The sequence below is a fragment of the Paraglaciecola chathamensis S18K6 genome (assembly GCA_000314955.1).
Taxonomy (GTDB): Bacteria; Pseudomonadota; Gammaproteobacteria; order Enterobacterales; family Alteromonadaceae; genus Paraglaciecola; species Paraglaciecola chathamensis.
In genome coordinates this window covers 240,129-252,002 of the sequence record BAEM01000033.1, presented here as the reverse complement: position 1 = coordinate 252,002, position 11,874 = coordinate 240,129, and the positions used below count along the sequence as shown (strand labels likewise).

Here is an 11,874-nt window from a genome sequence, read left to right as displayed (position 1 = left end):
AATGCTAAGTCAGCCTACTTATAACTGAATCAGCTCTGGCTTTCCAAGTATGATTAGGACGATTAAGAGCGATATTTGATTTCGCTTTTTTTAACAAACTTGGACAGTCCATTATAGAGTTAAGTAATTTAGAAATATCCTCTTCCGTATAATTAATTGCCCAGCCAATGCCCAATTGTTCTACTAATCGTCCTGGAGGGCTATCTATGATAGCGATAATAGGTTTACCGTTACCTAAATATTCAAAAAACTTGAACGGGAACGCAAACTTTCTCCACCTTTGAGGTTCTAAAACGAGCGACACTACATCGCTATCCTCGTACAAGGAAGCTAATTCTTCACCTGATTTGTGAACTACTTCAACGTTTGCCGGAATTTTAACATTTTGGCGATTGGCCAACCAATCACTTTTCCTTGTACAGAGAGTCATTTCAACATTAGGCAAAAGTTCCAAGGTATTAAATAACTTTTGCATAGGATACCCTGGCCCAAATCCGCCAACATATAGCAAATTAAGTTTGTTAGAATCCGTGTCATTGCTATTTATACATGTATTAAAATCATGTCCAGCTGGCAGTTCAATGCATTTAACACTATCAATTAAAGGTATATAATCTGCCATTTCAATAGACGGTAAAAACAAAAAGTCAACTTGATATCTATACAAAATTAAATCGTAATAGTGAAAAAACTTAGAGACTATTTTATGTAAATAATTTGGACTGTTATAAATTTCATCAAACTTCCAATAAATATCACGATAAAACAAACCAACTTTAATGTCAGCTTTATTACAACGTAAAAATATCTTAGCGTCTAAAAAAGGAAAAGTAGGTATATGGTTAGGTTCGGCTAGAGCAGTTGGTATTGTTAATGATTCGGAATATAAGAAGTCAAACACATAACCATCTTTAATTTTCTTTTTCAATAAATGATACTTTTTTCTTCGCTCACTACCATATCCCGTAATTTGAAATACTTTGTATCCTGAATTTTCAAAAGCTTTAAGCATCTTGTAAGGTCTAATTTGACTCGCTACATTCCCATTTTCAACAATAGGTGCAGGATAATGAAAGATCATGCTTTTCAAACTCAATTCCTTAGACGAGATTTTGACGTCATAAAAAGATAACTAAAAAATATTATAAATAAAATCACATGGATCGGATTATAAATAAAATCATTTACTCCGCCAACAACTGGCAGTCTAAACGACAAATAAGCAAATAGTCCTAAATATATAGGATGTTTTTTTGAAGTAATAAAAAACATGAATATAGTTTGAATATAAAATCCAACTATAAATGGAGCAATAAAAACTCCAAATATCCCCCAATTCGCCCAAGCCTCTCCTATATACAGAGAGTTCATTAACCCAGCTGTTCCATTTGCGACACCTTTGGGGTTAACATGTTCCATTAATATTCGAGCAGATCTAGGAGAGTAATCGTTACCAATGATATTAGAAACAAATTGGGAGACTGAGTTCATGCCTAAAAATTCGTGATGTTTTGGAAATACATCCATTGAAAAGTATATTCCCATGGACTGACCTAATAAGACTCGCCCTCCAATTCCACTATTAATAGATAACAGATGCAAAATATCAAATGAATCAAAAGTTAGATAGTAGGAAAAAATAAGAATACAAAATAAAAACAAAAATAAATATACGATTTTTGATATTTTAACACCACCCTTAATATAAACGTTTAGAAACAACAAACCAATCAAGTAAAATACAATAGGAGATTTAGCTAAATTGTAAGAAACAATTAGTAGGCTAGCTATTAACATTATATAAAAAACCAATTTCATGCGTCGTTTCTTGTAATAAAAACTATATGCGAACCAAATATAAGAAAGAATTGGAGTCAAAGTTAAAGCAAAAATATTCCTAAATATAAAACTCCCTTCAAAACCTCTTCCTACATCCTCTCTTAGCTCAGCTGATAATAGTCCGCTCAAAGAAAAAAGCTTTAATTGTGGTATGAATCCGATTGTATAAAATGTATAACATACTGCAAGTAATGAAATACCAGTTAGCAACGAAATTAATTTAAATAGGCTTTTGTTATTTCTCGATGTAAACTCTTCGATGGGTTTTCTTATGTAAGTTAGGTATTGCCGCTCTGTACTTTTAAAACCCGAAAAAATCACTATCATATACATCGCAATTGGCATAGCTAACATTACCCACTGAACAGCTAGCCAACCATATAACCTAGAGTCCTGCGTGGTTAATTGTCTAGAAATTCGATAATGATCTTCCCATCCATTGACAACGATTACAGAAGATATAAAGCTTTGAAGAATTAAGTTTATATAAAACATCCAGCTAATCATATTTAGATTTCGGACAGCTAAACTACCCGCAACCTTCTTAAAAATGAAGCTAGATAGAAGGAGAATAATAAGAGATAAAAATGAAAAGTACATTAAATTACGGAATGCTCTGCAGCCGACAACTCATTTCGTAATTGATATAATTCTTCTAATTGACCTGAATACTCTTTCAAATGATGAACTACATTTTCATTTTTCTTGGAAAGACCTACATTTCCTCTAGTCATTTCAAAATTAAAGTTAAACTCTCTTTCCGAGCAAATATCGAAAAAATCACGTATCGGTTTTATTGCTTCGTCACTGGCATATGCGAACTTTTCAAAGTTTATAACCGCTAGTTGATTTGGAGGAAACTTTTTCAGCATATTTATTCTGCTAATATAAGTTCTTTTTGTTATATAAAAATATCGCTCTACTGGGTTTAAATTTTCTGTGCCAGCTCTAAACCTAGTATTACCATATTTCAAGTCATCAGCTAAGTAAATTTGTACAAACTGGTCGACAGGGTCGCGATGGACAAAAAACATTTTAGGATTTTCAAATAATTCACGCCAAATAGCGCTATGCTCTGGCGCGATATCGTCGTAATACGTTGGATTTTGTAATACAAGTTTTGCGTCGCGGTTATCGCTTATTTTAGTGAGCATAGCTAGCCGTTTTTTCCAAAAGGCAAGTTGGTCAAAATCCTTGTTTCTAATGTGTACTCTAAATGTTAAATAATTAAAAAGCATCAGGATGTTATAGTTAAGCAAAGACGGGTGATTAGGTACCTTTCCATTTATTGACTTGTTGAAAAACGCTTTTGTAGGCCTGAGCAATCCCTTACAAAAGTGCTTTAATTCACTATCTACAATTTGACATTTTCGCTGATGATCTTTTTCAACAATACAGTCATACAATCCCCCATACTTTCTCAGATCATGGAAATCACCTCTTAGATAATAATAAGACGAGAATCCATCTAACCAATCAAGTACCGCTGAATTACCAACATACCATCCCCCTAGGCTCAGTACGGTCATGTTAAATCCTCATTTCGTTTTAAATCATTAATAAGCTTTATCTCTCTGTTAATAGTATTTTCAGAGCAATACTTGAGGTTTTTAACAAATTTCGTTTGTTCAAAATCAGGCAAGGGTTGTATCGATTCATTATCTATTAAAGCGACATTATCAATCTCAGAAAATATCTCTTTACACACATCAATATTTGAAGTAACAGTCGGAATACCAAACGTTGCCATTTCACACACCATTACTCCTTGAGCATCTAGACGAGTCGGCATGAAAGCTGCTTTTGACATATTCAGCACTTTCACTATTTCGTTTTCAAATAAAAATTTTTCAAAATGTATAACATTTTCAGGCTTCTCAATGTATTCGAAAATGTTTCCCTCACCATAAAGAGCAAATAACTTACTAGGGTTTGCTTTTGCATATTCTAAAACAACATCTACTGCATATTTTTTTTCGTTAAGAGGTCTAATCGTTATATAATCAAATTTTTTTTCTGACTCTCTATCCCAAGACGCTGACACGTAGCATTCGTTAACTGAGTTAGCTATTATGTTTTCACTTAAAAACGCTTTCTTAAACTTAACATTCTTATAAAAATGTCGTTTCATCCATTTACTAACGTAAATCATATGGATTTGTTTACTGAATTGGTTTAGAAATAACCTAAGGCAGGTTAGCTTAATAACCTCGAGGCATTTCCTTGATATTGGATATTTAGTTCCATCATATCGGCCAGGATAGTACTTTGTAACGTCTAAGGCTTCGTGTCCGTGTATAAAAAAAACTATTTGTGACTTTTTTAGATATCTGAAAATATAACGAATATGATTTCTGATGTTTGGCGCGTGGGAAATGACCAAATCAAAATCGCCTGCATTTAATCTTTGCTCTTTCTTTACCTGCACACCATCAATTTCATAATCATCATTGGCTCTGAATGATAAAACTGTAACATCTAGTCCTTGCTTTAAATATTCGCGTACCCGAGTATGCACATACATTAATTGATAGGGTTTAGTTTTTTCAGGATAAGCTTCACACAATACTAAAATTTTCATAGATTACTTCTAAATTGTCATAGCGTTTAATATACTTTTTACGATATATTTAGATGCACTCCCGTCACCATAAGGATTATGTGCTCTGCTCATTTTTTCATACAGATCATTATTTTCAATAAGTTCGCTAATCGCTGATGTAATGTTCTGAACGTTTGTACCAATCAACCTGACTGTACCAGCTTTAACCGCTTCAGGGCGCTCAGTAGTATCCCGCATGACCAGTACGGGCTTGCCTAAACTTGGTGCTTCTTCTTGAATTCCCCCCGAATCAGTCAAAATCAAATAAGCTCTATCCATTAAATATATAAATGGAAGATATTCTTGAGGCTCTATTAAATATATATTATCTATATCCCTCAGTATTCGATTTACAGGCTCACGCACATTCGGATTGAGATGAACAGGATATAGGATTTGGACATCAGGGTAACTTTTTGCGGTAATTACTAAAGCTTCGCATATTTGTTCAAACCCACTTCCGAAACTCTCTCTACGATGTCCCGTTACTAGTATGAGTTTTCGTGATTTATTAATCATAGGAAAAGAGTTGTTTAGGGTCATAGATAGAGACGTATCATTGTCTATCTTTGATTTAGTCATCAACAAAGCGTCAATGACTGTGTTACCAGTCACCTCTATAGTTGATGCATCATAGTTCTCTTTAAGCAAATTATGCTTTGCGGTATCTGTAGGTGCGAAATGGTAACTTACAATTGCAGCAGTTAACTTCCGATTTCCTTCTTCGGGCCACGGAGAGTAAATATTACCGGTGCGTAGCCCCGCTTCTATATGGCCCACAGGTATTTGTTCATAATATGCAGCCAAACTAGCGGCAAAAGTCGTTGCCGTATCACCGTGAACCAGCACAAGATTAGGTTTAAAGTCGCCTAGTACGAATTTTAATTCTTGTAGAATAAGCGAAGTGATTTGATTTAAATTTTGACCAGATTTCATAATATTCAAATCGTAATCAGGTACGATTTCGAATAGCTTTAACACCTGATCAAGCATTTCTCTGTGTTGTGCTGTCACACAGACTTTAGACTCAATACTTTCGTTATCTGATAACGCTTTTATTAGAGGGGCCATTTTTATAGCCTCAGGTCTTGTACCGAATATTGATAGTATTTTCACAACTGCCCTACTTGAATTTAATATAATTTCGAACTAACAGAATTACGGAAGCTAATATACCAGCAAAAATAACTACTATAGAAACAATAATTGCTCTATTTGGCGACACTTTTTCTTCTGTTACTAAAGCTTTATCTATCGTTTTAAATATATATTCTTTGCGAACTTCTGCGAACATTAATGTTTTAGCTTGCTCTTCAACTAATTGATATAGCAATGCTTTTTGTTCAACAATATTCGTTTTTGATAGCTGACTCTCTAGATAGCTTATACTTTTTCTAGCTTCATCTTCATCGCGTTTTTTCATTACCAAATTAATGTCTTCTATAGACCAATCGACCCATTGCTTAGCTACAGAAGGGGAGTAATGCATTACCTCAATTGATATCATTCCAGTATCTATTGATTTATTGATTTTGAACGCTTTATCAAAATATATTTTTGCTTCCTGCATCGACGGCTTAGGCCTCTTAGGTGGCTTCACATTTCTGATCCACTCACCTTTTTTAGAGGAATAGATGTCCTCATCGTAGATAGTTTTATTCGAAACAGGGTCCCAACCTTTAGCCGCCACTAAATCCGGCAGGATTTGATGTTTCTCAGCGAACTTTGCAAAAAACTCACGGGATTTAAGTATCTCGATAGCAAGTGCAGTTTTGTCGGTTTTACCACCACCTAGATTTACACCAGCAAGAGATGCTAAGCCCCCTAGTTGTCCGGAAAGCCCTGATAACCCACCTTGCTGATCGGAATCCGCAGGGGCAAGTAGAGCTTCTGACCTATATATATTAGGAAGGCTTAAAGCGTAAAAAACGGATGCCACTGCAAATATTGTGGTAATCGCAATAATTAGCCACTTACCGCGCCAAATTACATTCCATAGCTCTCGTAAATCTATTTCGTCATCATTGTTTTGCGCCTGAAACATGTCAGGCGATATCGCTACGTATTGAACCTTGTCTTTTTCTGGCGTGTTACTTTTCGTATAAGTCATTTCAATTACTCAAATTTCTCATTTAACAAGTTAAAGATTGCCAATTGCTATCAACGCAATCGCTGACTGATAGGCTATTTGGGTAATGGTTTGCCATAATCCTAAACGCTCGTAGTTAGTTACGTCACGCGGTACCACTATGGTGTCGCCTGGCTCTAACACTGTCTCATTTGAGCTAAACCAGAATGATGTTTCAGGAATGGTCACTGAACCATCAGCTTTAACGATGTAAACATCGCCCATGTCTGCGCGGTCGGTTTCACCACCAGAGTTAGCTACATATTGCTCGAGTGTTTTGCCGTATTTAAACATATGGGTTGACGGTACAAACACTTCACCGACTACAGAAACCGAAGAAGAAATATTAGGCACAAACAGTTTGTCGCCGTCTTTAAGTGATAAATCAGCTGTGGGGTTACCTGCTATGATTTGCGGCATATCAATCACTAATCGGCCCACCGGCTCGACCTGCAGTAGTTCATCTAAAATTAATTTGGCTTCTTGATAATCAATAGTTTTAACATTTTGACTACCAGATAAATTTGTTGAAGCAATTTGCTGACGTAAGTTCTCTACTGACTTGTCTAGGTTTTCACGCTCACGCTGTTTTAACTCTTCACGAGTAAACACTACCGCCTTGACGGTCGCTTCTTCAGTTAAGCCACCTGCACGCTCAATTAACTGAGCAAGCGTTTCGCCTTTTTTGATTTGATAAACCCCAGGGAAAACAACCTCGCCTACCAACTCAACTTTTTTGTTTTCGTGCCAATCAGGGGTGCGTAACACATTGAGCGTGTCTTTACTTTGCAGGGCGATGTTATTGTTACCGAGCATTGAATCTATTAAATCAATCTGTATGTGCTCTATACGCAGCGCATTGCTGCTGTCTAAGCTAGTACGCGATATTTCAGCTTTTTGTAAATAAGCCGATTCTAACAAGCCTCCACCAGCTAAAATAAGGTCGCGCACAGTCGCGTTCTTCTGTACTGGGTAAACACCGGGGAATTTTACTTGCCCAGTAATTTCAACCAATTTCATTGGCGAGCTCTGTGTGCTCTCGTTTTGTAAGCGCTCAATAATAGGCGCTAATAGTTCTTCCCGAGACAGATACTTCGTTTTCTCTAAAATCAAATACTTTTCTGTGAAACTGGCTAAATCTAATTCTTGTAAGAGGTTAGCTTTGTTATCTTCATTGTTTTCGTCATCCTTGGTGCCTTTGTTATTCCGTGAATTACTTGCAGCACTTTGGTCGCGTAACGTATTTTCAAATTGCGGGTTTTGCGTATTGCTTGTTACTTGGCCGTTAGCCCCACTTTGCATAGGTATATTGTTTACATACTGCGTACCTTGCTTTTGTTGGTTCGTCGCACGCTTAGAGTCATTCCCCTTCTTTTCACTCTGTTTGTCGCTCTCTTCAGGGTCTACGGGAGTAAAACGGTTAAAAAATACGACTTTATCGAATGCATTCAATTCAACGTCAGTTTCACCAGAAAGTACTTTAGCTGGCTCAAATTGAATAATGTCACTCTGGCGCGCAAATTTAGCCCCGCGCATGATCAAGGCATAGTCAACGTCTGTTGTGCCCATCAAGCTATTACGATTAACCAGATCAGATAACATTAGTCCTGGGCGCCATTGGGTCAAGCCTGGGGTAGCATAAGCCCCCATTACCACAACCGCATTATTAAACTCGTTGCCCGCAGCGGGTACATTTATAAAGTCACCTGCTGATAGCTTTAACGAGCGCCCTGCTCTGTCTTGCATATTGACAGTTTTCACTTCAAAACCGTCACTGGCTGTACTACGTGCCACTTGTAAGCTTTTAGCCGCTGCTGTCGGTAATAAGCCACCAGCAATGTTTAACATGCTAGCCATGGTGTCGTTGTCTTTGGCTTCGTAAATAGCGGGGCGTCGAACCTCACCGTCAACGCTTACCAACTTTTTCACAATAGGGATAAAGATCACGTCACCCTGTTGCAAGCGCATGTCTTTGCTTGTGTCACCAAATACCAACAAGTCGTACAAGTCGAATTCGGTGACTGTTTTGCCAGCTCGCTTAAGCTCAATATGGCGCAACGAGCCCACATCGTTAATGCCGCCACTTGAAAACAACGCATTAGTAATGGTTGATAGCGCACTAACTGTATATGCGCCTGGTTGATACGCCTCGCCCACCATATAAACTTGGATTGTACGAAGCTCGCCCATACTGATGTTTGGCGTGACACCAATAACCTGTTCACTGTAACGCTGGGTTAATTGCTGTTTAAATTCGTTGTAGCTTAGCCCTGCTGCATTCATCGGGCCTAAGTCTGGCACTTCGATAACGCCTTCATTGTTTACTTGCAATGAATGTTGTTCACTCACTTTGCCGAATAGTTGCACGCGAATAGTGTCACCAGGGCCCAAGATATAATCGGCAGGTACAGGCAAATTAGTAGGAGGTGCAAAAGAGGCTGTCGCCGTTGATGAGTCGAACAAATCGTAGCCGAATGGCTTTAATTCTTTGGTTTTGTTTTTATTCGCACTTTGCTCAGCGAGACGCGCAGCAATTTCGTTGTCGTCAACGTAGCGGTTAACTTGGCTTTCAGGCTGTACTTCTACGCTACTATTACTTCCCCCTGAAAGGTTTAAGTCAGATAAATCAATACCCATTTGCCGAGCAAGCGCTTCTTGCTGTGCTTTTGGCATGCTTTTAAATTGCTCAATTTGTTGCGCAGACGGCGTAACGGCGTTCACTGGCGCGACAAACATAAACGCAAGCAATGCGATTATCTGAAAATTAAACGTTCTTAACATACTGCTATCCCTGTGGGCCTCAGAAGGTTGAAATCTGTACTATTGTGCCAAATAAATGGGGCAGCATGATATATGATTTGCTTATTGAGTGAAATGGTTAATTTAGACTATGGTTTTAGTCACAATGAACGGAGGGTTGTATATCTTTCGTGTTTAAATTTTAGAGGGCACAGTTACAATTTGACCGCGAAATAACCCTGCAACCTAATGGATTAAGTCAATAAGCCATGATTAAGTGTCAGGTTCTTTGATGGCACTCCCTCCTAGGCAGTGCATACATCCCTTTACAACTCGCTCCGTACTTTCAATACTAAAACTCTATACGCGCACACATTTGCTCGGCCGAAGTGGTTCGCAGACTGCTGAAAAAACGCGCCACAAACATATTTAAGCCCTAATAGTGAAGGAATAAATACAGCCACATTGTACAGCCTTTCTTGTCTTCATCCCTTAGCTCTAGTATAAACGTGGCTGAAAATCGTTAACTACCGCTAGAGTAGTCGGCAAAAACAATAATCAAAAACCAGACGGTTCAGCATCTTTCATTCCTGTTCCTTTTCTACCGGAAAGACGCTAACTAGGTTTACGGCAGGTAATATGACAACCAAAATAAAAGATTTCTTAGGCCAACCAGGGGGCCTTTCTACCCTATTTTTTACCGAAATGTGGGAGCGCATGAGTTATTACGGCATGCGTGCCTTGTTAGTCCTTTTTATGACCGCAAGCATCCAAGAAGGTGGCTTGGTCATTACGGTGGCATCTGCTACCGCGATATACGGTTTGTACACCGGCGCCGTTTATTTTATGGGGTTACCCGGCGGCTGGATAGCTGACCGCCTAATTGGCGGGCAACGTGCAGTTTGGTACGGCGGTGTAATCATCATGTGTGGCCACATTGTGTTGGCTATTCCTAACAATTCTACTTTTTTCGTTGGTTTGGTACTTGTTGTGTTAGGTACGGGCCTTTTGAAGCCAAATATTGGCGCTATGGTCGGCCAGCTTTATGCTGATGACGATGATCGCCGTGACAGTGGTTACACACTGTATTATTTAGGGATCAACCTTGGTTCCATCATTGGTTATATTGTTTGCGGTTATTTACAAGTTGAAATGGGTTGGCACTGGGCGTTTGGTGCAGCTGCAATTGGTATGGGTATTGGCTTAATTCAGTATCGCATGACCATTTACAAACTTGATGGCGCTGGGGCGCAGCCTATGGTTGCTATGTCTGCGAAGGCTACAAAACGCTCTTGGCAAATCATCGCTGCAGCCATGATAGGCCTCGCCGTATTAACGTTTTTGATGATCAGCGGTCAGCTTAGTTTTGACCCAGTCACTATGGCGCAATATGTTGCCATTGCTATTACTGTAGTGTTCTTAGCATATTACGCAGGTGTGTTTTTCTTCGGTAATTTAGACGGCAATGAAAAACGTAGTTTAGGCGCACTATTTTTGGTTTGTTTAGCTTCTATCTTTTTCTGGACAGGGTTTGAACAAGCGGGCTCATCGCTTAACTTATTCGGCCGTGATTACACTGAGCGTATGTTAGGTAGCTTTGAAATCCCGACAGCTTGGTTCCAATCGGCCAATTCTTTCTTCATCATCATTTTGTCACCGTTTTTCGCCGCCTTATGGATAAACTTAGCAAAACGCATGTTAACGCCTTCATACGGCCTGAAATGTGCAGTTGGCCTTATCATTATGGCAACAGGCTTCTTGGTGATGTTCTTTGCGGCACAAGCCGCTGCTACCGGTTTACGCGTTGCACCATACTGGTTAGTAGCTACTTACTTCTTACATACAGTCGGTGAGTTATGCTTAAGCCCTGTTGCGCTAGCAGCGGTAAGTAAGCTTTCACCTAAACGTTTTGCTGGTCAAATGATGGGCGTTTTTGTATTAACCTACTCTATCGGTAACGTTATCGCTGGCTTACTGGCTGGTAACTTTGATCCGAATAAAGTGGAAGATATGCCTAATTTGTATCTTCAAATCAGCTTATTCACTATTGCTATTGGTATCGTTATTTTCTTACTTAGCTTTAAAACGAAAGCGTGGGAAAAGCTAGCTGAACATAAGCGAGCCTAATTGGCGAAGCAGGTCAACAGACCAGCGGATGAATAGCCGTTCGCCAGTGGCGAAAGAATTAATAATATAATACTATAAATAGCGCCTACCTGTTCTCATACAGCTAGGCGTTTCTTTTAGATAAGCAAGAGTAAAATGAAGATCTATTTTTCATCTAGAGACATACCAAATATCGCCCACTTACCACTTACTGAGCGGTTAGCGGCTATTCAAAAAGCGCAAAACAGGCTAACAGGGCCTGAAAAACTTTTGCTCAACGTTTTAAAGTTAGCAGTACTCTTGCCTATATTTATTCTAATATTTAGAAGCACCGAAAGCTGGTATTCGTTGCTTTGGGCGGCATTAGTAGCCGCCTTATATCCTCTTGTGCTCAGGCCAATACAATACAGCTTGTGCGCGAAATACATTCCCCCAATTGACCACCAAGGAGAGTAACCCA

Annotated in this window: 9 protein-coding genes; 2 read left to right on the top strand and 7 right to left on the bottom strand. The window is 38.7% G+C overall.

Annotated elements, in window-relative coordinates; all coding sequences use genetic code 11:
* Positions 1-4: 4 nt before the first annotated feature.
* From GCHA_RS12125 to GCHA_RS12095, 7 genes are all read right to left on the bottom strand, one after another.
* Complete coding sequence (locus GCHA_RS12125; protein ID WP_007988563.1) at positions 5-1,090, bottom strand: glycosyltransferase family protein; 1,086 nt, start codon at positions 1,088-1,090, stop codon at positions 5-7.
* A 2-nt stretch (positions 1,091-1,092) separates the two neighbouring features.
* Positions 1,093-2,334 carry an O-antigen polymerase gene (locus GCHA_RS12120; protein ID WP_153810712.1) on the bottom strand — a complete coding sequence of 414 codons (1,242 nt, stop codon included), beginning with the start codon at positions 2,332-2,334 and terminating at the stop codon, positions 1,093-1,095.
* A 104-nt stretch (positions 2,335-2,438) separates the two neighbouring features.
* Positions 2,439-3,368: a hypothetical protein gene (locus tag GCHA_RS12115; protein ID WP_007988560.1), complete on the bottom strand. Its 930-nt coding sequence runs from the start codon at positions 3,366-3,368 to the stop codon at positions 2,439-2,441.
* On the bottom strand, positions 3,365-4,420 hold the full coding sequence (locus tag GCHA_RS12110) for a glycosyltransferase (RefSeq protein ID WP_007988558.1): 1,056 nt from the start codon (positions 4,418-4,420) through the stop codon (positions 3,365-3,367). The genes GCHA_RS12115 and GCHA_RS12110 overlap by 4 nt, the downstream gene beginning before the upstream one ends.
* A gap of 9 nt (positions 4,421-4,429) precedes the next feature.
* Entirely contained in the window at positions 4,430-5,557 is a 1,128-nt protein-coding gene (gene wecB / locus GCHA_RS12105) for a non-hydrolyzing UDP-N-acetylglucosamine 2-epimerase (protein ID WP_039992376.1), read from the bottom strand.
* 7 nt (positions 5,558-5,564) lie between these two features.
* Positions 5,565-6,551, bottom strand: a complete 987-nt coding sequence (locus GCHA_RS12100) for a Wzz/FepE/Etk N-terminal domain-containing protein (RefSeq protein WP_007988555.1) — start codon at positions 6,549-6,551, stop codon at positions 5,565-5,567.
* 30 nt (positions 6,552-6,581) lie between these two features.
* A complete protein-coding gene (locus GCHA_RS12095; RefSeq protein ID WP_007988553.1) occupies positions 6,582-9,350 on the bottom strand; it encodes an SLBB domain-containing protein in 2,769 nt (922 codons plus the stop codon).
* A 597-nt stretch (positions 9,351-9,947) separates the two neighbouring features.
* Between GCHA_RS12095 and GCHA_RS12090 the strand changes: the two genes are divergently transcribed.
* Both GCHA_RS12090 and GCHA_RS12085 read left to right on the top strand, forming a co-directional pair.
* Positions 9,948-11,435: a peptide MFS transporter gene (locus tag GCHA_RS12090; protein ID WP_007988551.1), complete on the top strand. Its 1,488-nt coding sequence runs from the start codon at positions 9,948-9,950 to the stop codon at positions 11,433-11,435.
* 135 nt (positions 11,436-11,570) lie between these two features.
* Positions 11,571-11,870: a DUF6170 family protein gene (locus GCHA_RS12085; RefSeq protein ID WP_007988550.1), complete on the top strand. Its 300-nt coding sequence runs from the start codon at positions 11,571-11,573 to the stop codon at positions 11,868-11,870.
* The last annotated feature ends 4 nt before the right edge of the window (positions 11,871-11,874 follow it).